This window comes from Thermococcus sp. GR5, assembly GCF_012027535.1.
Classification (GTDB): Archaea; Methanobacteriota_B; Thermococci; order Thermococcales; family Thermococcaceae; genus Thermococcus; species Thermococcus onnurineus.
Window position 1 is genome coordinate 100,160 of record NZ_SNUN01000003.1, and the last position, 22,216, is coordinate 122,375.

General features: G+C 50.0%; 24 protein-coding genes and 3 tRNA genes. 11 read left to right on the forward strand and 16 right to left on the reverse strand.

Annotated features, from left to right (window positions below; all coding sequences use genetic code 11):
* Window positions 1–137: 137 nt before the first annotated feature.
* A complete protein-coding gene (locus E3E33_RS03900) occupies window positions 138–947 on the forward strand; it encodes a class I SAM-dependent methyltransferase (protein WP_167711146.1) in 810 nt (269 codons plus the stop codon).
* Between the two features lie 21 nt (window positions 948–968).
* Here the strand turns inward: E3E33_RS03900 and E3E33_RS03905 are convergent, their stop codons facing one another.
* From E3E33_RS03905 to E3E33_RS03935, 7 genes are all read right to left on the reverse strand, one after another.
* Window positions 969–1,577, reverse strand: coding sequence for a DUF3267 domain-containing protein (locus E3E33_RS03905; RefSeq protein WP_167711077.1), 609 nt, complete (start codon window positions 1,575–1,577; stop codon window positions 969–971).
* Window positions 1,577–2,605 carry a polyprenyl synthetase family protein gene (locus tag E3E33_RS03910; protein WP_167711075.1) on the reverse strand — a complete coding sequence of 343 codons (1,029 nt, stop codon included), beginning with the start codon at window positions 2,603–2,605 and terminating at the stop codon, window positions 1,577–1,579. Before E3E33_RS03910 ends, E3E33_RS03905 begins: the two co-directional genes overlap by 1 nt.
* Window positions 2,606–2,674: 69 nt before the next feature.
* Window positions 2,675–3,997, reverse strand: a complete 1,323-nt coding sequence (locus E3E33_RS03915) for an RNase J family beta-CASP ribonuclease (protein WP_012571094.1) — start codon at window positions 3,995–3,997, stop codon at window positions 2,675–2,677.
* 145 nt (window positions 3,998–4,142) lie between these two features.
* Complete coding sequence (gene fni / locus E3E33_RS03920) at window positions 4,143–5,267, reverse strand: type 2 isopentenyl-diphosphate Delta-isomerase (RefSeq protein WP_012571093.1); 1,125 nt, start codon at window positions 5,265–5,267, stop codon at window positions 4,143–4,145.
* A gap of 57 nt (window positions 5,268–5,324) precedes the next feature.
* On the reverse strand, window positions 5,325–6,101 hold the full coding sequence (locus E3E33_RS03925; protein ID WP_167711073.1) for an isopentenyl phosphate kinase: 777 nt from the start codon (window positions 6,099–6,101) through the stop codon (window positions 5,325–5,327).
* Window positions 6,098–7,102, reverse strand: coding sequence for a mevalonate kinase (locus E3E33_RS03930; protein ID WP_012571091.1), 1,005 nt, complete (start codon window positions 7,100–7,102; stop codon window positions 6,098–6,100). The genes E3E33_RS03925 and E3E33_RS03930 overlap by 4 nt, the downstream gene beginning before the upstream one ends.
* A gap of 60 nt (window positions 7,103–7,162) precedes the next feature.
* Window positions 7,163–8,038, reverse strand: coding sequence for an MEMO1 family protein (locus E3E33_RS03935; protein WP_167711071.1), 876 nt, complete (start codon window positions 8,036–8,038; stop codon window positions 7,163–7,165).
* Between the two features lie 110 nt (window positions 8,039–8,148).
* On the opposite strand from E3E33_RS03935, the gene udp reads away from it, so the two are divergent.
* Both udp and E3E33_RS03945 read left to right on the forward strand, forming a co-directional pair.
* On the forward strand, window positions 8,149–8,982 hold the full coding sequence (gene udp / locus E3E33_RS03940) for a uridine phosphorylase (protein WP_167711069.1): 834 nt from the start codon (window positions 8,149–8,151) through the stop codon (window positions 8,980–8,982).
* A gap of 228 nt (window positions 8,983–9,210) precedes the next feature.
* On the forward strand, window positions 9,211–9,936 hold the full coding sequence (locus E3E33_RS03945; protein WP_012571088.1) for a hypothetical protein: 726 nt from the start codon (window positions 9,211–9,213) through the stop codon (window positions 9,934–9,936).
* Between the two features lie 33 nt (window positions 9,937–9,969).
* Here the strand turns inward: E3E33_RS03945 and E3E33_RS03950 are convergent.
* A tRNA-Arg gene (locus E3E33_RS03950) sits at window positions 9,970–10,047 on the reverse strand.
* Between the two features lie 105 nt (window positions 10,048–10,152).
* On the opposite strand from E3E33_RS03950, the gene E3E33_RS03955 reads away from it, so the two are divergent.
* Window positions 10,153–10,230 (forward strand) — tRNA-Gly (locus E3E33_RS03955).
* 153 nt (window positions 10,231–10,383) lie between these two features.
* On the opposite strand, the gene E3E33_RS03960 is transcribed toward E3E33_RS03955, so the two are convergent.
* From E3E33_RS03960 to E3E33_RS03980, 5 genes are all read right to left on the reverse strand, one after another.
* Window positions 10,384–11,721, reverse strand: coding sequence for an NAD(P)/FAD-dependent oxidoreductase (locus tag E3E33_RS03960; protein WP_167711067.1), 1,338 nt, complete (start codon window positions 11,719–11,721; stop codon window positions 10,384–10,386).
* Window positions 11,722–11,845: 124 nt separating this feature from the next.
* A complete protein-coding gene (mtnP, locus tag E3E33_RS03965) occupies window positions 11,846–12,649 on the reverse strand; it encodes an S-methyl-5'-thioadenosine phosphorylase (RefSeq protein WP_012571086.1) in 804 nt (267 codons plus the stop codon).
* A gap of 40 nt (window positions 12,650–12,689) precedes the next feature.
* The gene (locus tag E3E33_RS03970) at window positions 12,690–13,991 is read right to left on the reverse strand and encodes a hypothetical protein (protein ID WP_167711065.1); all 1,302 of its coding nucleotides are present in this window, start codon (window positions 13,989–13,991) and stop codon (window positions 12,690–12,692) included.
* A 92-nt stretch (window positions 13,992–14,083) separates the two neighbouring features.
* Window positions 14,084–14,293, reverse strand: a complete 210-nt coding sequence (locus E3E33_RS03975; RefSeq protein WP_012571084.1) for a hypothetical protein — start codon at window positions 14,291–14,293, stop codon at window positions 14,084–14,086.
* Window positions 14,294–14,378: 85 nt separating this feature from the next.
* On the reverse strand, window positions 14,379–15,230 hold the full coding sequence (locus tag E3E33_RS03980) for a damage-control phosphatase (protein WP_167711063.1): 852 nt from the start codon (window positions 15,228–15,230) through the stop codon (window positions 14,379–14,381).
* A 419-nt stretch (window positions 15,231–15,649) separates the two neighbouring features.
* On the opposite strand from E3E33_RS03980, the gene E3E33_RS03985 reads away from it, so the two are divergent.
* The 5 genes from E3E33_RS03985 to E3E33_RS04005 are packed head-to-tail and all read left to right on the forward strand — an operon-like array spanning window position 15,650 to window position 18,840.
* On the forward strand, window positions 15,650–16,996 hold the full coding sequence (locus E3E33_RS03985) for a signal recognition particle protein Srp54 (protein ID WP_012571081.1): 1,347 nt from the start codon (window positions 15,650–15,652) through the stop codon (window positions 16,994–16,996).
* Entirely contained in the window at window positions 16,993–17,232 is a 240-nt protein-coding gene (locus E3E33_RS03990; protein WP_012571080.1) for an Lrp/AsnC ligand binding domain-containing protein, read from the forward strand. The genes E3E33_RS03985 and E3E33_RS03990 overlap by 4 nt, the downstream gene beginning before the upstream one ends.
* A gap of 4 nt (window positions 17,233–17,236) precedes the next feature.
* Complete coding sequence (locus E3E33_RS03995; RefSeq protein ID WP_167711061.1) at window positions 17,237–17,737, forward strand: YkgJ family cysteine cluster protein; 501 nt, start codon at window positions 17,237–17,239, stop codon at window positions 17,735–17,737.
* A 54-nt stretch (window positions 17,738–17,791) separates the two neighbouring features.
* Window positions 17,792–18,508, forward strand: a complete 717-nt coding sequence (locus tag E3E33_RS04000) for a phosphoribosyltransferase family protein (protein WP_012571078.1) — start codon at window positions 17,792–17,794, stop codon at window positions 18,506–18,508.
* Between the two features lie 5 nt (window positions 18,509–18,513).
* Window positions 18,514–18,840, forward strand: a complete 327-nt coding sequence (locus E3E33_RS04005) for a hypothetical protein (protein WP_012571077.1) — start codon at window positions 18,514–18,516, stop codon at window positions 18,838–18,840.
* On the opposite strand, the gene E3E33_RS04010 is transcribed toward E3E33_RS04005, so the two are convergent.
* Window positions 18,826–19,278, reverse strand: a complete 453-nt coding sequence (locus tag E3E33_RS04010) for an Lrp/AsnC family transcriptional regulator (RefSeq protein WP_012571076.1) — start codon at window positions 19,276–19,278, stop codon at window positions 18,826–18,828. The two genes, E3E33_RS04005 and E3E33_RS04010, sit on opposite strands and share 15 nt — an antisense overlap.
* 67 nt (window positions 19,279–19,345) lie before the next feature.
* Between E3E33_RS04010 and E3E33_RS04015 the strand changes: the two genes are divergently transcribed.
* Together E3E33_RS04015 and E3E33_RS04020 are read left to right on the forward strand one after the other, a co-directional pair.
* Window positions 19,346–19,423, forward strand: a tRNA-Arg gene (locus E3E33_RS04015).
* Window positions 19,424–19,838: 415 nt separating this feature from the next.
* The gene (locus E3E33_RS04020) at window positions 19,839–20,594 is read left to right on the forward strand and encodes a metallophosphoesterase (RefSeq protein WP_167711145.1); all 756 of its coding nucleotides are present in this window, start codon (window positions 19,839–19,841) and stop codon (window positions 20,592–20,594) included.
* Here the strand turns inward: E3E33_RS04020 and E3E33_RS04025 are convergent.
* Both E3E33_RS04025 and E3E33_RS04030 read right to left on the reverse strand, forming a co-directional pair.
* Complete coding sequence (locus tag E3E33_RS04025; protein WP_167711059.1) at window positions 20,566–21,888, reverse strand: lipopolysaccharide biosynthesis protein; 1,323 nt, start codon at window positions 21,886–21,888, stop codon at window positions 20,566–20,568. The two genes, E3E33_RS04020 and E3E33_RS04025, sit on opposite strands and share 29 nt — an antisense overlap.
* A 24-nt stretch (window positions 21,889–21,912) precedes the next feature.
* On the reverse strand, window positions 21,913–22,212 hold the full coding sequence (locus E3E33_RS04030; RefSeq protein ID WP_012571073.1) for an FUN14 domain-containing protein: 300 nt from the start codon (window positions 22,210–22,212) through the stop codon (window positions 21,913–21,915).
* Window positions 22,213–22,216 lie beyond the last annotated feature (4 nt).

Here is a 22,216-nt window from a genome sequence, read left to right on the forward strand (position 1 = left end):
CTGTGCGTTACGTATATTAGTCGCCCTCATTCTTAACTTACGAGATTTAAGTTGGATATGAATTCAACACTATCTTATAAAACTTTTTCTCCGAAAACTCCTTAAAGCTAATTCCTTAGCATTTTTTGGTGTTTTCCATGCTCGCTGACGAGGAAACATTTAAGAAAGATGTTCTCTCCAGAATCCCACTCCGAGACGAGCCGCCGCTACCTCCAGACTGGCTTCACATCGAGATGCTCGAACGCTTCCGCGTCCTTCGGTTCGCCTCGATAAAGCCTGGCATGAACGTCCTTGAAATCGGCTGTGGTGCGCATGCATTAACAACAGTTCCCCTCGCTTACCTCGTCGGCGAGACCGGCCGCGTTGTGGCGGTTGACAGGGCAAGATGGCGCTTCTTTGAAGAGATAGCTTCCGTAGCTGGCCTAAAGCATAGGATAATCCCACTCAAGATAGACGCGAAGAAGCTGCCTTTTCCGTTTAAGGCCTTCGATTTAGCCGTCCTCGTTCATGGAGTTAGAAGCTTACGAAATGAGGAAACAATGGTTAGGGTCTTCTCCGAGATGCTCCGCGTGGCAGAGGTGGTTTTCATAGCGGAGAGTCTTCCTATAGCGAGCAACGAGAGGCAAAGGGCACATCTTGAGCTCTACAACCTGCGTAAGGGAATTTTTGAAGCTCTGTTTGGCGGGAAGGACGACCTGCACTATCTCCCGCTGGAAAGGCTGAAGGAGCTGGTGGAAACGGCCGGTGGAGAGATAATCGAAAGCGGAACCTTTGAGCCGAGCCTGCCGCACTACTTAGCCTACATCCCACGGGAATATGTGGAGCAGATAAAAGATGGGAAAAAGCGCGCCGAACTTCTGGGGTGGTGGGATAGGGCCTACGAGAAATGGAAAGCTGGTGCGGAGCATCCGCCGGCCGGCTGGCTCATCGCAGAGGTAATGGGGTAGCCTGCTATACAACCCTCATTTTCACTTCTCAATCACAACTTCAATCCGACCGAAAATGAGGATAACTAAGAAGACCAATGCTATCACGACCTTTATGGCGGACGAGACCCAGCGCGGGTAAGGTCTGGGTATTTCCTCATCGGAGCGGAGGACAGTCCCGTCGTCGAAGACGGCTGCATCCGGGGGCATTCTGAGGAGGGCAAGAGTCGTGAGGAAATCTCCCACCATTCCCGAGGTGTTGAAGATGTAGATGAGTGCCCAGAAGTTCGAGCGGAGTAACCAGGCAAAGGAGAGAGAAACAGCCGACAGAAGGAGAGGAGCAAGGGAAAATAGAATGTACCTTCTAACGGACAAAGGCGTCTCAATGGCCACGTAGGGAGCGATGATAACCCTATCAATGACCGTCACGCCGAACCGAACTTTTGCCCCCAAAAGCCTCGCGGTTAGCGCGTGCAGGCCCTCGTGGAGGGGAATTATTACTACAAACGGCAGAACCAGCAGATAGAAGAAATCCCGGAAGGAACTTATTGAAACCTCCACCCAGGGAACTGCCAGAGCCGAGACAATGAGAAGGAGAAGAGAGAGGATAACAATATCAGAGGAATAATCGGAGAGCCGCAGCTCCCCCATTAGAACTCCCTCTCCACGAGGAACTCGGCGAGAAGCTCCAAATCCCTGCGTGCTTCACTCTCGGGAAGGATCTTCAGGGCATCGTTGGCCTCCCTGACGAGGTTCTTAGCGTATTCTGCGGCATAGTCTATGCTGCCATACTTCCTGAGGAGCTCGATGGCCCTAGCCACTTCCCCCTTAACGTCCTCATGAATCAGTGCGTCGTCCTTGGCGTCGCCTGCGTACTTTCCAAAGACTCTCATAAACTGAGCCTTGTCCTCTTCGCTGGCGTTCTGGAAGAAGTGGCTGACTATGAGGGTCTTCTTGCCCTTTCTTATGTCGCTGCCGACGGGCTTGCCGAGCTTTTCCTCATCGGCGATAAGGTCGAGAACGTCGTCCCATATCTGGAAGGCTATTCCAACGTTCCTGCCCCACTTAGAGAGCGCCTGAATGTACTCCTCGTTGTCCGTTCCAACGATAGCACCTATCGTTGCGGAGCCGTCAAAGAGTGCTCCGGTCTTGCCGCTTATCATCTGGAGATATTCGTCAACGGTGACCTCTTCCCTCGTCTCGAACTCGATGTCGAGAGCCTGTCCCTCACACAGCTCGTTGGAGGTCTGGACGAGGACTTCTAAAATCCTCGCTTTCTTCTCGGGACTGATCTCGGCCCTGGCAACAGCCTCGAAGGCCTTGCTGAAGAGCAGGTCGCCGGCGAGGATTGCCATGTTGATGCCCCAGACCTTATGGACGGTCGGTCTTCCGCGCCTGAGCTCGTCCATGTCCATTATGTCGTCGTGGACGAGGGAGTAATTGTGTATAAGCTCGACCGCGGCCGCAGGATAGAGTGCTTTGCTTGGATCACCGCCAACGGCTTCAGCCGCCCTCAGAACGACGAACGGGCGAACCCTCTTGCCGCCGGCGAGCGGATAATGTCTGGCAGCATCGTAGAGCTTTCTCGGTTCTCTCTCCGGAATGAGCTTGAAGAGCACATCATCAACGCTCTTTGCCATCTTCTTAACCCTTGCAAACAGCTCATCGTACTTCGTCATTCTATCACCTCATGAGCGATGAGAGCAATGTCAAAGGGAAAAAGGGGTAACTCTTTATCAGTTTTACCCCTACTTAATCTCCACAGTGTAGCCGTTGCGCGAGACGAAGACGTCCCTACCTATGAGGTAGCCCTCCTCCTCAGCCAGCTCGGCGTAGTGGGTGAGCATCCTGAAGTCGCCGTGGCCAGGGACGATGTTCTCTGGATTGAGAATTCTCAGCAGGTAGCGGTGGTCCTCCCTGCTGGCGTGGCCTGAAACGTGGAGGTCCTTTATCATCCTAACGCCCCTCATCCTGAGCTTGGTTTCGAGAACGTAGCGCTGGGCCCTGTTGAGTGGGTTGGGAATGGTGCCGGCGGAGAAAACGACGGTATCGCGCTTGCCTATGTCGTAGAGCTCCCCATTTGCCATCCGGGTTAAAATGGCACCGGGTTCACCCTGATGGCCGGTGACTATCAGCAGGTAGTTCTCCCTTGCCTGGGAAACTTCTTTAAGGACTTTTCTGACGGCATTTGGGCTCCTCACGGCCTTGGCTCCTTTCATTTTGATGAGACCAAGCTGCTTGGCTATCCCAGTGTACTTAGCCAGGGAGCGACCAACTAAGACAGCCTGCCTGCCCATCCTGTTGGCTATCCAGATGAGCTCCTGAAGGCGTGCTATATGGCTGGCGAAGGTTGTGGCTATCAGTCCATCAGATTCCATACCCTCATAGAGGAAGAAGTCCTCGAGGAGCATCTGAGCAACTGCCTCGCTCGGCGTTTTGGTGGGTTCAGCAACGCGCGTCGATTCTGGAATGAGAACCTTGACACCCTCCTTCCCTAGCTCTTTAAGCCTGTCGTAATCGGGCCTTTCGCCGAGAGGGTTGTTGTTGTCGAACTTGAAATCCCCAGTGTGGACAACGGCGCCTTCGGGCGTGTGAACTACAACAATGGCAGCTTGAGGGACGGAGTGGGTAATCTGAACGAACTCGATTGCTAAGTTCTCGCTAACTTGAACTATCTCTCCATATTCGGTCTCGTACATGGGGTTCTTGACCTCGAAGTACTGCTCGCTTTTGACCTCGCTCTTGGCGAGCTTTATGGTGTAGGGAGTTCCATATATCGGCACGTCGGGATAATGGGGAGCGAGCTTGCCGACGGCACCTATGTGGTCAAGGTGGCCATGGGTAAAAGCAATGGCGACAACTTTTTTGTTTCTGATTGGTGAATCGTCAGGAATAGCCCCAAGCTTCTGGAGCTCCTTCGCGGGGAACTGCTGAATATTTACATCCTCGTGGATGAGAACCCTGTCAAGCCTTATTCCCATGTCGATTATAACGACTTCTCCGTTGTACTCGACGGCGGTCATGTTTTTACCGACTTCCTCGTAACCGCTGAGCGTGTAAATCTTTATCATGCTCTTTCCTCCTTCGGCCTCTAAGCTCATAAGAGCATAAGGCCCCGTTGGTCATAGTTGTTTTTGAGAGTTTAAAAAGGTGTGCATTGAGAGAGTGCATCAAGAACGTATACACAGGCATAACCCAAAACGTGAAAATAGAAGGTTAAATTCGCCTGTCCCGTAGGTAAACAGGCAGGTCAATCCTTTGCTCGAGCCATTCGCGGGTAAAGCCAGTGATTACGAGCGGAACTTTCCTAAGTTCCTCAACGTTTCTGGCACCGACGAGGAACATAGTGTTCCTTATCTCCTCGATGTAGCGCTCCAGTACCTTGATGACGCCCTCGACGTCGCCCTTGACCGCGGGTCTGAGAAGAGGCAGGGCAACGCCGGCGAAGGTGGCTCCCATCGCTAGCGCCTTCGCCATCGCTATTCCGTCGCGCATTCCCCCAGTGGCTATAATAGGCAGCTCGGTGGCGTATCTGACTTCAGCCACGCTTATGGCAGTCTTTATACCCCAATCCCAGAACTTCAGAGCGAGGTTCCTACCAAGCTCGTCCTTAGCTCGGTAGTACTCAACGCCGCTCCAGCTCGTCCCACCGAGGCCGCCGACGTCAATCGCGTCTATTCCAATGCTCTCGAGCCGTATCGCGACCTCCATTGAAACTCCCGCGCCGGTTTCTTTAGCAATTATCGGGTAGGGGAACTCGGCCTTGAGCTCGGCCAGGGCCTTCAGCACTCCGCGGTACTGTGTGTCGCCCTCCGGCTGGACGCTCTCTTGGAGGGGGTTCATGTGTATGGCAAGAGCATCGGCCTGAATTGTCTCGACTGCCTTCAGTGCTTCCTCAATCCCGTATCTGTCGGGCATCGTCTCGGCGAACTGCGGTGCGCCAAGGTTGCCGACGAGGAAAACGTCGGGGGCAACGTCTCTAACGTAGTAGCTCTCCCACGTTTCTGGCTTCCTTATCATGGCCCTCTGACTTCCGACGCCCATCGGGATGTTCAGCTCCTGGGCGGCTTTTGCGAGGGTCTTGTTTATCTTTCCGGCGAGCTGAGAGCCCTTCGTTCCGCCGGTCATGCCGGCTATCATTATCGGGTAATCGAACTTCCTCCCGAGAAACTCAACACTGAGGTCGATTTCATCCTTGTCAATTTCAGGCAGGCTCATGTGGACGAAGTGCACGTCCTCAAAACCATTGCTGACATGAGCCTGAACGTTCCTCTTGAGGCAGTGTTCGATATGTTCAAACTTCCTGATGATCGTGAGCTCTTCCTTATCGAAGGCCTTCATCTCAACCACCAGAAGAGAAAAGGCGGGGGAGGTTAAGAGATTTTGGGTCGCCGGGAACTACCCCTTAATCCTCGTCCCAAAGCCGTCTCCCATTATCGCTCCGCTTAGCCTTCCAGCTATTTTGCCGTTCACGAACCAGACCTCTGAGAACTGGGCTATTTCTTTGGCCTCCCTGAGCTTGTTGACTATACCACCGGTGACATCTGTCCCGGCTGCACCGGAGAGCCTCTCGATTAGACTGTCAATCTCCCTGACCTTGAGCTCCCATATGAGGCTTCCCTCGCCAGGTTTGCCATCGTAGATGCCGTCCACATCCATAAGGAAGACAACCTTCCTTGGCTTCAGCATTTTGGTCAGGTATGTAATTATCTGGTCGCCAGAGAGTATGTCAATGCCCTTTTCAAGGTCAATCGCCACGTCGCCAAAAAGGACTGGGATGAACTTCAGCTCCACCAGTCTTTTGATGACCTTCACATCACCATAGGCGACTGAGCCACCCTCAGTTATGAAGACTGAGGAAGTAGAGACCGAGAAGGCCGGAAGGTTTTTCTCTAGGAAAAGGTCGATTATCTTTTCATTAAGCTCCAGCATCACCTGATGAGTTTTTGAGAAGCCAATGCGCTTACTATCTGGATTCGGCTCGATGCCCTCCCTGAGGTTGTACTCCTTCGCGAGTGGGTGACCGTAGCTACCGCCACCGTGAACGATTACGAAATCTTCCTTGGGATAAAACTGGGCTATCTCACTTGCTATCTGACTCACAACGTCCTCGTGGAAGGACTTCTCCACATTCTTGTCACTTATAACACTTCCACCAAGCTTGACAATTATCATGGCAGAACCTCCTCTATCCTCAACCCTTCGTCACTGATTTTAGTTATCATCGGCGTTCCTCCGGCGATGGTTATTGCAGTTGCCACCTCACTCTGCTTCTCAGGGGCGAGAGCGTACATGCATCCGCCTCCTCCAGCGCCGGTTATCTTCGCTCCTAGCGCTCCGGCTGTTCTGGCAGCGTAAACAAGCTCGCTGAGCTTCTTGGTAGAAACGCCCAGTGCATCAAGCAGGCCGTGGTTGATGTTCATGAGCCTGCCAAGTTGGACAAAGCGGACTTCATTGTCGAGTTCGGAGAGGAGAACGTCCTTGGCTTTCTCAACTATCTTGCCCATGGAAACGAGAATCGGCTCTATAACTTCAGGCATTTCCTCGTAGTTCCTTCTGACCATTGCAACGAGCTCCTTAGTTGAGCCGCTCGAACCGGTGTAGCCAACAACTATTGGCAGCTCCATGAAGGGGAGGTGCTCGAAGTTACCCTTCTCGTAGTGTAGGAAGCCACCTATGGCCGAGACGGTGGGGTCTATCCCGCTCGAAGCGCCCTGGACGAGGAGCTCGACTTTGTGGCCAAGTTTGGCGATTTCCTCGTTGCTCAGCTCCAGGCCAAGAAGCCTTGAGACCGCACCAATGGTGGCAACCGCAACGGCCGCTGAGGAGCCCAAACCAGCTCCAACGGGAATCTGTGAGGTTATCGAGACTGTGACCCCATTTCCGTTCTTGTCGGCCTCTTCGCGAACAAGCTCAATCGCCTGTCTGACGTAGCTTAAAACCTCGGCGGCCTTACCGTAGTCACTCTCGAAGTATATCTCGTCCTCTGAGAAGGAGACTGTCAATCCGGGCACCTTGATGTCCTTGGCCTCTATCTTTATCGCCCCTTTGTTGTTAAACTCTGCCCAGACATAGGTTCTTAGATCTATCGCAGCCGCTATGGCAGGCTTTCCATAGACGACGCTGTGCTCACCGAAGAGGATAATTTTAGCAGGAGCTGATGCGAGAACCCTCATCTCTGACCCTCCAAACAAGAAAAGGGAAGAAAGTTTATGTGAGTTTTGGTCAAATCAAGCTCACTTCCTGAAGACTATAGAGGCATAGCCAACTATCGCGTCCGTGCTCCTGCTCACCTCAAAGCTCGTCGTGTAGTGTAAAAGCTCAGCCTCAAGAGCTCCAGCCAAGCGGGAGTAAACGATGGCAGTTCCAACTCCTCCCGGTCCACACATGGTGTGGTCCATCTTCCTCAGCTCGCCGAACATTCCTTTGACGTCAAAGTCGAGGATTTTCTGAATAACGCGAAAGTCCCACTCCTTGACGCGGTGTGGGAGCTCGTCTGCTCTAGCCCTGAAGGGCACGTAGCCATAGGCTGGGCCATAGTGCATGAAATCTGTGCTCGCTATGATCACAACGTCTCTGTCGAGCTCGTTAGCAGCCCCGTAGATTGCTTTGCCAAGATCCTCCACAACCTCCTCGTCCTGGATGCCGAGGGTTATTGGGACTATCCTGACGTCCGTTCCAGCTTTCTCGGCCAGGTACTGGATGAATGGCAACTGAACCTCAATGGAGTGCTCGTACTTGTGGGCCAGCTCGTCGAGGTCTGCTATCCCAGAGAGCTTCGCTATGGTCTTGGCCATCTCTGAATCGACCTCGATTTCCCCCAGCGGGGTCAGCCAAGAGCCGGATGGATAGACCGCTATCGGCGAGCCGATGCCAGTGTGGTTCGGCCCGAGAATTACAAATGTCTCCGGCAGACCGTCCTCGTAGATGGCCTTAAATGTTCTTGAGGCTGTGTAGCCAGAGAATACATAGCCTGCATGAGGCACAACACCCGCTGTTATCTTCCTCTCGCTTCCGTGCTCACCCAAGTCTCTGAAGAACTTCTCAAGCATCTCGATGAGCGTTTCATCTCCAGGGTAAAAGCTCCCGGCCACGGCAGGATACCTCACCATAGTCTCACCCCAAAGAGGCTTCTGCTCCATATTTTATAGACTTTTAGTTAGGGAAGACTTTTTATCCACAATTCTACAAGGTATTCTCACAAAAGCGATGGGTGATTGCCATGACAAAGTTCCTATCTGCAGACAGGCCCCAAACTGAGGAAGGCTATCAGTACCATATAGCATGCAAGCCGGGGGATGTTTCAAGATATGTTCTCCTGCCCGGTGATCCGGAGAGGGTTCCAAAGATAAGCTCTCTGTGGGATGAGGCAAAGGAGATAGCCTTCCACAGGGAATACAGAACTCACACGGGCAAATACAAGGGGGTTCCAATAAGCGTAACTTCAACCGGGATAGGTGGACCATCAACGGCGATAGCGATTGAAGAGCTCGCAGCCATTGGAGCAGATACCTTCATAAGAGTAGGCTCCACCGGCGCTATCCAGCGTGGAATGGAAATAGGCGACCTCATCATAGCGAAGGCAGCGGTTAGGCTCGAGGGCACTTCAAAGCAGTACGTGAGGATTGAATATCCAGCCGTTGCCGACTTGGAAGTTACCCTCGCACTAATCGAGGCCGCCGAGACCCTCGGAGTGCGCTATCATATCGGCATAACCGCCTCGACCGACAGCTTCTACCTCGGCCAAGGAAGGCCAGGCTTAAACGGTTACTTCCCGAGCTTCGCCAAGAACATCCTCGACGACCTCAGGCAGGCCAGGGTCACCAACTTTGAGATGGAAGCAGCGACCCTCTTCACGCTGGCGAACATCTACGGCCTCAGGGCTGGCTGTGTCTGTGCAGTCTTTGCTAACAGGGTAACCAACGAGTTCGGCAAAGCTGGAGAGAAGGAAGCCGCAATGGTCGCCACTGAGGCCGTAAAGATACTCGCCGAATGGGACGAAGAGAAGGAGCAGAAAGGCAAGAAGGTGTGGTTCCCGGGATTGAGGAAGCTTTAGCTGTTCTGTTTGACCTTTAATTTTCTGTGGAATTAACCTGCGTCACACGGAATTCTTTGAATTTTTGCCCAATTTTCACAATTTCATGAAGCATCCAAAAAATAGCATTGTTTGTAACATTTAATATCAATAACCTAATATTTGGAAACTCATTGTTTTGATTATGCTAAAATATGCCACAAGTCTTATAATCAAAATATTCGAAAGATAAATAATGGTGATTCCAATATGACCAAGGTAAAAACTGTAAGGGAATATTTAAGAGAAATCACCCCTGGAGGGATTTTGCTATTATCATATGACCAGTACTCTCTAGGTTGGAAAATCGGAGTTAGACTTGTGAAAGAAGAGATAGAGAAAGGGAATTTTGCACTTTTGACCAATGTTGCAGTTCCTTTTAGAAAGTTCTGTGCAAGAATAGAGGCCGCGGGATTAGATGTGATTCAGGAGGGTAAAAATGGCAATCTAGCGATAATAAATGTTTTTGAAGGAGAAACTCACTACGATTTCGTTTACAAGGTGGGCAATGTCGATGGGGGAACCTTCATTTCGAAATATGTCGAAGTCAAAAGGCAGATAATTAAAAAATACAATTTAAAAGAAAGGAAGGTAGTTCATGCGTTTGTAACTTTAGACACATTATACGAGCGGTTTGAGGCGTCCACTGTGAAGAAACTATTCCAAACACGTTTGTTTGCTGGTGAAAAACTGGTGGAAAATGGATATTGGTTTTGGGATATTCTTATTGTCAATAGGGACGTTGTACCCAAAGAGCTCCACTCTTGGATGGTCAGCATTAGTGATTATGTAATATTCACACAAGGTATACTAAAGGAAAATGAGTTTGTTGAGAATATTGCAGTGCTAAAAGGACTATCCAGAGAATTCAGACCGGTGGTACTTCAGATGAAAACTCCTGCGGTACTAACATCCCGAGAAAGGATCCACATTTAAGCGCCCAGTGTTCATGTCAGAAAAGAACAATTATGGCGCCCCGGCGGGGATTTGAACCCCGGACCTCGAGGTCCGCAGCCTCGCGCCCTATCCAGACTAGGCCACCGGGGCACTGCCCGCTAAACCTTCTTAGGGACGCTTTATAAATTTAACCTTTTTCTACCACCGAAAGATTTATAAAGCGCCCAGAGGTGAGTATCTAACGGGCCGCGCAGTGCGGTGGTAGTCTAGCCTGGTCTAGGACAGCGGCCTGCCACGCCGCTGGCCCGGGTTCAAATCCCGGCCACCGCACCACAAATTTTGCTTGTGCAAAGTTTGATCAAAAGTTTCTGGATGTTCTAAAATGCTTTTTTAAGTGCATATTCATGTTCATGTTAGAATTGCTGTTTTGTGAGGATTTCTCGTTAAATAAAATGAAAACAGGATAAAACACAAGAAAAGAAAGCCTCAAGTCCTCAGCTTCGCGAGGGCATCTTCGGCAGCCTTGACTATCTGATAGCCGACGGGTGAGGCGGTAAGCAGGGGATGAGTGGCTATCTGCAGCGTGTAGAGTTCGCTCGCGGTAAGGCGCTTCTGTATCGCTAGGGCGAGTATGTTTATCATCTCGCCAACACTCTTTCCGCCGGCTATCTGGGCACCAAGAATCGCTCCCCTATCCCTTGAGAATATTAGCTTGGCCGTAACCATTGAAGTGTCGGGGAACTTCGCCGGATGCCTGTCCGGTCCTTTTCCGTAGCCGACTATGACCTCGAAGCCCTCCCTCCTGGCCGCCTCCTCAGTTAGACCTGCTGCAGCCAAGGTCAGACCGGCAACGTGGGTGGAGTAAACGCCTATTGTCCTCCTGTTTTCCCTGACTATCTGGAGCCTAAAGAGGTTGGCCCCAGCGATTCTCGCCTCGAAGGTTGCGGTTGATGCGAGCATTAAGCCATAGGGCTTGCCCGTGAAGAAGTCCCTGTGCTCGACACAGTCACCGACTGCAAAGATGTCCGGGTGAGAAGTTCTCATATACTCGTCCGTCCAGATGCCGTAGCGAGTAACCTTCAGGCCGGCTTTGATGGCTAGGTCAACATTCGGGCGGTAGCCAATGGAGAATATCACCAGATCAGCGTCGAGCTCATTACCGTCGACCAGCTTAACCTTCTCGACCTTTTCGCTTCCCAGGAGTCTCTCAACCTGGCCGTAGACGATATTTATACCGGCCTCCTTAAGTCTCCCTTCGACCATCTCGCTGAACTCGGGGTCGAAGGAGCTCCTCAGGAGCCTGCTCCTAACGAGAAGGGTTACGTCCTTGCCGAGCTTTCTTATCTCGTCGCCAACTTCGAGGGCTATAAAACCTCCACCCACGATAACGACTTTTTCGGCGCTCTCAAGCCTCTCGCGGAGAGCTTTCAGGTAGTGGTAGTCCTTAGGAACGGTATAAACATCCTCAAGCTCAGCCCCGGGTAGCTCCGGAAAGACTGGCTTCGAGCCAGTTGCTATGACGAGTTTCTCCCAGGCAATTTCTTTTCCGCTCTTAGTCCTCACAATCTTGGCTTTCGGATCTATCTCGACGACCTCATCGACGAGTGTCTCCACACCGAGGGGCTCGAGAAACTTTTCGGCTGGAAGGATATCATCGTCAACACTCTTGAAAGTTCCAAAGATGTAAGGAATACCGCATGGAATCATGCCTGTTTGCTCCTTCTTAATTACAAGAACACTCTTGTCAGGATAAAATCTCTTGGCGGAGATCGCGGCGGTTAATCCCCCCGCGCTCGCGCCTATAACAACAACATCATACTTCATATTAGGCCCTCCTAAAGCTTTTCAGTAAGGGTTACCCACCAAAGGATTTTTAACCTTTCGTCAACCTTGGATTTAAAATGCAAGCACGGAAGATTTGATCAATGAAGAAAAGAGAACAGAAGAGTCACTCTCCGGTGGCACCCTTAAGGGCATCCTTACATCCACAGCGCCTCTCCTCAGGAATATACTTGATGGACTTCATGAGGAGGTACTTTATCTCCTCGCTCTTCTGGGCCATAAGCTCGACAACCTCGGTGTGGGTGAGCTTCTCTCTGCTTATTCCTGCCGCGAAGTTGGTGACTATCGCCACGCTGGCGTAGCACATCTCAAGCTCCCTGGCTAATGCCGCTTCGGGGCACTGAGTCATGCCGACAACATCCGCACCGAGTATTTTGAGTGCCCTTATTTCGGCCCTCGTCTCGAAGCGTGGGCCCTCCATGCAGGCGTAGGTTCCCGTTGGGTGGTATTTGAAGCCAAGTTCTCTAGCGGCAGTGATGAGAGCTTTCCTCAGCTCAGGGCAGTATGGATCAGTGAAATCGACGTGGGCGACGAACTTCCTGTCATGGGGACTCTCGTCTCCGTCATAGAAAGTGTAATGCCTAGTCTTTGTGAAGTCCATGAGCTGGTCGAGGATGACAAAGTCACCAGGTTTCATGGTCTCGTTGAGCGAACCAACGGCCGAAGTCGAGAGAATCCTTTCAACACCGAGTTCGTGGAGGGCCCAAATGTTCGCACGGTAGTTTATCTTGTGCGGTGGAACGCTGTGGCCTTCACCGTGCCTTGCCAGGAAAGCTATCTCCTCTCCGTTGTACTCCCCTATCTTCACCCTGACCTTCCCGTATGGGGTGCTGACCCATTCCTCTCTGACATTCTGCAAAAGCTTCGGATCGTAGACTCCAGAACCTCCAATAATGGCTATCCTCGGCATGGTATCACCTGGAGAAAGAAACGGGAGAGGCCTTAAAACATTAGTGTTTTTCCCAGATGATCTTCTGGTGCATAGCTTTCTCCTCGATGTTCTCCTCAAGCCTGCCTTCGGTCTGGAGCTCGAGGATTTTGGTGAGTATCTCGCTAAGCAACCAGGAGCCCCATTTGGAATCCTTAACTTCAAGGGCAGCATCGATGGCTCCGTCTATGTCCCCAACTTTGAGTTTCGCCACAGCAATGCTACCGAAGGCAAGGGAACGGAGATAATGACCCCGGACACGCTGAGCAAAGCTTAGTGAATCATCGAACTTTCCGAGTTTTGCCAGGTATGTAGTGACCTTAACGAGGAGAGCATCATCGTTTGTGCGATTGCCTATCTTCTTTATGAGAGGCTCGTACTTTTCATCCACAGGTTTACTGAGGAGTTGATCAAGAATAAAGCCGGTGATTTCCTCAAACTCCGAACCTTCCAGGGAGTCGATAAGGTGAGAAAGTATCTCCGCCCTATCCAAGGATGTCTCAACTATTCCCCTGAGGATAGACAGTCTAGCACTAAGGGAAAGTCTCTCGAGTATCCTCGCCACGAACTCGAGCTCCCCCTGGTTGCCTAGTCCAACGAGGAGCGATTTCAGAACGTCAAAGCCTGTCTCAGACGACATGCTGAGGGCTATCTCAACGAACTTTTCGTAGGTGGCCTTGGGAACGTCTGAGGTTTTCAGGTAAACTGCTACTTCCTTCATGGCTTCCCCTAGCCAGTACTCGCTCTTCAGCTCGGAGAGAATCCTGATTGCACTTCCAAACTCCTCCCTCTTGAGATGCTCCTTTATGGCTTCAATTGCACCTATCGAATGCCAAGGCTCGTCATCAATTTGTTCTATAATGAGCTTGGCCTTACGCATATTGCCTTTCTTGAGGTAGACGCGAAGTATTTTCAGAAGGAGGTCGTTGCGCTTTACAGTGTCATCAATGTCCGTGACGTAGAAGAGGGCATCATCAGTCATGTCCAGCTCTAGAAGCTTGATCGCCAGTTCCTCTAGAAGATCGTCCCGCAGTGGCAGAGGAAAGGCCATTATAGATTCGTAAGCCTGATGAAACACCTTCCGAGCTGTTTTTGAACCGGTCCTCTCGAGGTACGTCCCTATCTCCATCAATGCTTTAACCATCAGAACAGGGTTTTCAATAGAAGCCGTAGCAGTGAATGCGTACTTAAAAGCAGTTTTATATCCTGGGTTCTTGGCCCTGTGCATATAGTACCCTATTTTAGCGTAAGTGACCGCACGAAGATACTTGTCCCTAATATCAGAAGCTAATCTAAGGGCCTCACGATAAACATCCACTGGCATAATTTCCACCAGAGAGATTTATGATATCGGAGTATTTAATTATTTCCAGCATGTAGAACACAATGGGATATATCTAGTCAAAAAACGAAAGATCAGCCAAGTTCGTCGTAAACGACACCCACTACTTCACCATCGTCGAGGGACACGAAGCTTACCTTTGTCTTCTTACCGCTCTTAGGATCCACAACAACAAAATCCGGCTTTGAAAGGTACTTACTGGCAGGCATCTTCCAGACATCACCGTAATGGGCCCTGAGTTCCTTCAAAAATCTATCCGCATCACGTCTAATTACCGTTGTCACTGGTATCACCGTTTATATATACCACTTAAAAGTATAAAAAGGTTTTCTATAGACATTCGTTAAAGTTAATATCGACAATTGTCTATTACGCGCCCCTTATGCACACTAATGAACCCTGAGGAACATTCAACTCTCTGGAAATTGGCCTGCACTTCGCCTTAAGCAGGAAGAATATTCTCGAGTCCTTTAAATCGCTCAGCGTCTCAAAGTTTGCCTGCCCCTTCGCGATGACGACATCAACCTTTCTGAAAATCTCCTTGAATTCCTTGGATACATATTCCATGGGAGCCCCCGGAAGGCATGAGCCCGTGGAGACCACATTAGCCAGCTCTTCAAAGCCAGCTTCTCTCAAGTCTTCAACGGTTGCATCGTTGATTATCGGTCCCTCTTTGGCCGCAACGTATATAGTGAGCCCGGGGAACAGTTTTCTTATGAGCTCAAGGAACAGTTTGTCAAAGTAAATTTCCCCACAGTTATCGAGGAGGTACAGCAGGCTCTTTGCCCTCCCTAGCTCTTCAAACAGCTCATTGCTCTCATCCACGTAGAGCTCTTCTTCAGTCATACGGAGGATGTCCTCCCCTATCTTTTCGGGGTCGTAGCCGACCGCGAAGTCAATCACGTTACCAGCTATAGCCAGCTTCAGAGCCCTGCCAAAATCTTCTACGTCCCCAATATCAGTGGCAACCTTTGCTGCGAGTTCAGTAGAACGACGTTTGTAGTCCCTGAACGGATCATCATCTCCCAGAAAGCTGTAAAGTTCAAGGAACAACCTCCCTCCATCAGTTGCCGGCACAGAGCTTTCCTCAAAAAACTCACCAATTCTCCTGCCGAAAAAGACCATTGCTTCTCTGCGCTTTTTTAAATCCGGAGTGCTCATCTCAACTATTTTCCGGGCCTGATTTACAGCACATGCAATGCACTCGTAGTGAATCTTCATACCATCACCGAGGGAAATAGAAAAGGTTTGAACTTATAAAATCACTCCATGAGTCTCTCAACGTACTCGAGCTCCTCTGGGATGGGCTTCCTTTTCCTCTTCATCTCCCTCTCGAGCATGTACTCGTAGAGTGCGGTCATCCATATCATCTCTCTCACCCCCTTTTGGTCTCTCTAGTTTATACTAACTAAATTTCAGGTTTAAAAGCCTTATGAGACCTCGAAACTCCATAAATGCCCTTAGAATGTCTCTGTTCTCCCAAAAAAGCAATGATGACGGTTTTTGATATTAAATGAACAAGATTGGACAGTTTAAAGGGATTTAACCGGGTCGTTTTTGCCAAAAGAATACATCAGAACGGGGAAAAGCAACCCAACCGTTTATAAACTTTGGAAACCCCATCACTACGGTGGGAGAAGATGGCCCTAGAAAAGCTTGGAAAGGCACTCAACAATGCCCTGAGAAAGCTCGCCCGTTCAAGCACCGTTGATGAGGCGACGATTAAGGAAGTAGTGCGAGACATTCAAAGGGCACTCATTCAGGCCGACGTTAACGTTAGACTCGTTCTCGACTTAACCAAGAGGATAGAAAAAAGGGCTCTGGAGGAAGAGCCTCCCACGGGAGTTTCAAAGAAGGAGCACATAATTAAAATAGTCTACGAGGAACTGACGAAGTTCCTTGGCACGGAAGCTAAGCCCATCGAGATAAAGGAGAAGCCGACGGTTCTGCTGACTGTGGGTATCCAGGGTTCCGGTAAAACGACCAGCATCGCAAAACTCGCCAGATACTTCCAGAAGAGGGGCTATAAAGTCGGTCTCGTATGTTCAGATACCTGGCGTCCAGGAGCTTACCAGCAACTCAAACAGCTTGTTGAACCCTTCGGCATAGAGGTTTTCGGTGATCCCGAGGAGAAAGATGCAATAAAGCTCGCAAAGGAAGGCGTCGAGCACTTCAGAGAGAAGGGCGTCGACATAATCATCGTGGATTCAGCAGGAAGGCACAAGGAGGAGAAAAGCCTCATAGAGGAGATGAAACAGATAAGCGCAGCCATAAAGCCCCACGAGGTAATCCTTGTCATAGACGGAACCATCGGTCAGCAGGCTTACAATCAAGCGCTGGCCTTTAAAGAGGCCACTCCAATAGGCTCAATAATTGTTACAAAGCTCGATGGTTCCGCCAAGGGTGGTGGGGCGCTCTCGGCGGTTGCAGCAACTGGGGCACCCATAAAGTTCATCGGTGTGGGCGAGAGAATTGATGATTTAGAGCCCTTCGACCCCAAGAGGTTCGTCTCAAGGCTCCTTGGTCTGGGTGACATTCAGGGCCTTCTCGAAAAATTTGAGGAACTCCAGAAGCAGCAGGAATTCAGGGAGGAAGACTTAGAGAAGTTCCTTAAGGGCAAGTTCAACCTCAAGGACATGTACGCCCAGCTTGAGGCTATGCAGAAGATGGGCCCGCTGAAGCAGATACTCCAGATGATTCCGGGAATGGGCTACTCCCTGCCGGACGATGCTGTCAGGGTTGGAGAGGAAAGGTTGAAGAAGTTCAAGGTCATAATGGACTCAATGACCGAGGAAGAACTCGAGCATCCTGAGATAATCAACTACTCAAGGATAAAGAGGATTGCCCGCGGTTCAGGAACGAGCATCCAAGAGGTAAGAGAGCTCCTTCACCAGTACAATCAAATGAAGAAGATGTTCAAGAGCATGGATAAAAGGAAACTCTCCAAGATGGCCCGCAAGTTTAACCTCGGGGGGTTTGGGCTATGATAGAAGCCTTCGTGCTGGTTGTTGTCAAGCCTGGAACTGAGGAGAAGGTCTATAACGCCCTGGCAGGGGAAAAACACATTAAGGAAATATACCGCGTCTACGGCGAGTACGACATAATCCTCCGTGTGGAGGTCGAGAACATAGGGGAGCTTGACAGGTTCCACGACGAAATACTCAGAAGAATAAGCAACATCGAGATGACCGAGACCCTCATAGCAAGCTCCTACAGGGGGTGAAGGCTTGGAGAAGAGGTGGGTCGCGACCATCCACCTCGACACGCTGAAGGTGGAGTACGATCCCACCTTTAAATTTAAGTGTGTTGAGAACTGTGGAAAATGCTGCTACGAGCTGGAGATTCCGATTCGGGATGAAGATATAGCCCAGATAGAGGAACTCGGCTACAACGCATGGGAATTCGTTGATTATGAGAAGATGTTCTACCGTGGGGACAAGTTCTTAAGCTACGCCCTCAAAAAGCGTCCCTTCGACGGAGGCTGCGTTTTTCTCAATCCAGGGACCCTGAAGTGTAAAATCTATAACCACAGGCCTCTAGCGTGCAGACTCTACCCTTTTGTCTTCGTGAAACATGGGAATAAAATGGAAGTCTACGTCAAGAAAGACTCCTTCTGCCCGGGTATTAACCATCCAGACGGAGAGCCTGTAACAAAGGAATTCCTCCTCAGAGAATATGGAGACGTCATAGAAGATTACCGCAGGAAAGTTGTGAACACAGGCGAGTAACCGAAACATATTTATACATTTTCTTGTTAATTTTTGGCCACCGGAGGTGAGAGAATGAGTCAGCTAAAGTCGGTTCAGGAAAAGCTCAGGCTTGTCAGGGTGCTCAGACTGCTTAAGAAAAATTACACTTACGAGGAGCTCTCTAAGATAACGGGCCTCCCCATTACAGTCCTCAACAGATACGTCAGGGGAAAGGTCCTTCCGAGCACTGAAAGAACAAGAGAGCTCCTGGAGCTACTGCTCCCTTATATAAACATCGAGGAGGAAGTTAGAAGAAGGATAAAATTCGATGAGTACGGCTTTTTCGACAACATGCCAGTTCTTAGCGACACGGCATTGATGAGCCTTATAGCGGAGGACGTTGCAAGCAGATACATGGACAAAAACGTTGACAAGGTTCTCACTGCTGCAACCGATGGAATAGCACTTGGTGTTCACATCGCGAGGGAGCTCAACGTCGATGTTGTATACGCCAAGAAGAAGAAAGAAGTCGGCGTCGAGAAGTTCTACGAGGTCAGTTACGTCCCAAGCGCTTCGGGAAGCGTTACGACACTCTATCTGCCACAGTGGGCACTCAAAAAGGGTGAAAATGTCCTCATAGTTGATGACGTCATTAGGAGCGGTGAGACTCAGAAGGCACTCCTAGGAATGTGCAGACAGGCAGGGGCGAAACCAGTCGGCATGTTTTTCCTCATAAGTGTCGGGGACATCATAGATCGCCTGAAGGAGGAGTACAACATTCCAGTGGAGAGCCTCATAAGGCTGGAGTGATCCAAATGAAGGTTTTAATATACAACGTCGATGGCCTAACGATTCCTGTGGAGGTCGAGCCCGGCCTCCCCTTCACATTCCACTGCAGCATCGAGGAGTGCGGAAAAGAGATAGTCATTGAGGGAGTCGTGAAAACCGTCAACGAGGATGAATTCAACAGGGTTCTCGAAAACACGATAGCCGAAAACTCTGATTTTGAGAGAATAAGGGAGATAACGGCTAGAAACCTGATATTCGAGGGGGCTGTAAACGGAAAAGAGGTTAGACTTCCGGTGGAAAGCCTCGATGACTTCGCAAAGCGCTTCATGGAGGAGATCTTAGTCCTCCGTTAGTTTGAGCCTTAGGTCTTCTTTCACCACCTGCATGGCGACGCTCGTGTTCGTTTTTTCCACACCGTCCAGCGAGAGGAGCCACTTAACAAAGCGATTCATATCAGCCCTGTCTTTGAACTTGGCGATAACCACAATATCGAACTCACCGGTTATGTCGTAGACCATTATCACCCTGTCGTTTTCGGCAATCTGCCGTTCAATTTCGGTGATTTTCCGTCCCTGAGCTTTCACCCCGATGACGGTCGTAAGGCCGAAGCCAAGCTTCTCGTAATCGAGGATTGGTGCAAATCCTTTTATTATTCCCTCTTCCTCCATACGCTTAATCCGATTGTAGACAGTGCCAACGGCAATTTTAAGTTCGCGCGCTATCTCACGGTAGGAGAGACGAGCATTTTGCTGGAGCAGGGAAAGTATCCTGAGGTCGAGTTCATCCACCATCCTCACCACCGGAGAGAATAGACCGTAAACTTTAAATACCCTTCCCCTTGAGGGAATAGCGGGCAGTGGACCGGTAGCCTAGCTAGGATAGGGCGGCGGCCTCCTAAGCCGCAGGTCCGGGGTTCAAATCCCCGCCGGTCCGCCAGCACACTGAAATTCTGCCGATCAGAGTTTTATCAGGGTTTTCATATCACTTTTAGAATGGCCGTCTTTCAGTGGATTTACTCCCCAATTGCAAGTCTTATAGTGTTTCACTCATAGAAACCTCCCACTCACTCAATTTGGAGTTAAATCCACATTAAACTCCAGACTTACAAAGACGTGCAAACTCAATTCAGTCCGCTTTTACTGGCTAACACCTGACCAAACTTTGCGAGACAAAAAGCTAGAGGAGGTGAGAGCATGGTGGAGGACGCCCTCCTGCTCTACATAGCAAGTATAAACTCTGAGAAAAGACGTAAGAAGAAAAAGCGCTTCCTAATCTGAACCCTTCCGAAACCTTTAAATATTTTTCCGATTTTTAGTTAATTTGAGTAAGAAAAAGTTGGGGGGTGATGGCCATGGTCTACGTAGCTGTTCTGGCAAACATCAATGGTAACCTTCCAGCACTCGCCAAGGCTCTTGAGAGGATTGAAGAGCTCAAAGAGGAAGGATATAAGATTGAGAAGTACTACATCCTTGGGAACATCATTGGACTCTTCCCATATCCAAGGGAAGTCCTCGACACTCTGGATGACCTCATAAAGAAGGACACCGTCAAGGTCATCCGCGGCGAGTTCGACCAGATAATTGCGGCAAGCGATCCCCACGCGGAAGGTCCGGACTACATCAATAGGCTCGACATTCCCATGCATATAAAAGTGGCCCTCAAGCACACATGGAAAGTACTCGATCACGAGGGGAGGGAATTCATCCGCGACCTGCCGGTATACCTTGTGGACAGGATTGGCAAGAACGACGTCTTCGGAGTCTATGGAAGTCCCCTGAACCCGTTCGAAGGGGTCGTTCTTCCAGACCAGCCGACGAGCTATTATGAATCTATAATGAGGCCCGTCAAGGACTACGAGATATTGCTCGTCGCCTCACCGAGGTACCCAGTGAATGCTATGACAAGATACGGCAGGGTTATCTGCCCAGGAAGTGTGGGCTTCCCACCTGGAAGGGAGCACAAGGCAACCTTCGCCCTTGTTGACGTCGATACACTTCACACCAAGTTCATAGAAGTAGACTATGACAAGAAGCTCGTCGAGGAGAGGATAAAGAGGGAAGGCCTCCCAGAAGAGCTCATTAGGATTCTCTACCACGGAAAAATTTGAGCAGACCCAGGATCTCTTTAACATCTTTTCTCCCATAGGCTAAAAAAGTGAGGAATCCAATTAGGAGTGCAATTTTTGACAGAAAGATCAGCGACTGGAGGGCAAGGGCAACGATGAGGGGACTGTATATCCCCCAAGAAATTCCAAGCAGTTTGCGAGAGTAGTGGGCGGAGCCAATAAGTATAACCCAGTATCCCAAAAGAAGGCCAAGCATAACGCCGATCGAACCGGAGAGAGGTATAAGATAAAGCCACGAAAGGAAAGAAATAACCGCACCAAGAAGTGCAACAATCGTCCCGTTTCTCACGTAGGCCGTCGAATTGAGGGCAACTATGCTCGGGTTGTAAGAAATGTAAACTTCCATCGCCATCAGGGCAATGTAAAAAGCCGGACCTACATCAAAGCTGAAAAAGAAGGACAGAACCTCCCTACCAAGGAGCATGAGAACAAATATTGCCGCACCAGTTACTAGAATTAAAAGCCTTGTTGTCTTCTCAGCTAGAAACTTGATGTACTCATTCTCATTCTTTCCATACTTATAGGAAAAGAGAGGCATTATCGCAGACTGAAGCACCTGGGGAAGATAAGTGAGCAGGAATGCAGCCGAGAGAACCGCAGAGACTTTTCCTGCTACTTCAGCCCCTGCGAGGTATTCGCTCATGAAGTAAGGTCCCTGAATGAGAAACACACCCGAAAGCGTGCCGAGAAATGCAAAGGATGAGTAGGATAGGAGAAGCTTAAGTTCACGCTTTCTGGGCCTTCCTATGAGGTTAAATTTCACCAAGTAGACAAGGGCAAAAGCAGAGATGAACCCAAGAAAGAGCAAGTAGGGAGCAAAGACATCATGCACCAAAAAGCCTGGCATGAAGCCCAAAAAGGCGAGTGTTATTAAATAGGCGTAGTGCTCACCGCGGTGGATGCCATAGAGGAAGTTCCTTATAGTAAGCTGTATCCCTCTAAAGACCGCCAAAAGGGAGAGGTAAACGTTAAACGGAAGCAACAGAAGACCAGCCAACGGGAGGAGAAAAGAGGGAAGCGTGATTGAACGAATGGCCTCCTCCCTGTTACTTCCAAGGAACTCCGATGCATACTTCCCGAGGGCAACCGCAAAGAAGCTCAGGGGAATCGCCAGAAAAAAGGCCTGCGAAATCAGGGAGTTTGCCCGACCGAGCTCTTCAACACCAAACCTCCTGGAGACGATTACATTGTAAAGAAATCTGCTGATTCCCGTCAGTCCCAGGGCAATTATCGATGCCAGTGAATGTCTCAGGAGAACGCGGCGCTCGTAGCTCATGGATAAAAGATAGGAGTGAAGAATTTAACCTTTACTGAAGCCTAGGTAAAAGCCAGCTATGAATGCACCGGTTCCAGGCAGAATCCCAAGGACTTTCTGGCCAAGGGACGCTATCTGGGCCGTTAGGTCCCCAGTGAGGTTGAAGAGTTTGTCGGTGTTTATTGTTATCACTCCCTTCTGCTGAAGCCAGAAGAGGCTGAGCAGGTAGGCGCCTATTAAGGCCATCGCCAACTTCATGACTTTTTTGACAGCAAATCCTGTCAGAAATCCTGCTATTCCACCGACACCCATATCCCCAATCATGGCATTTAGGTTCAAATCCATTCAC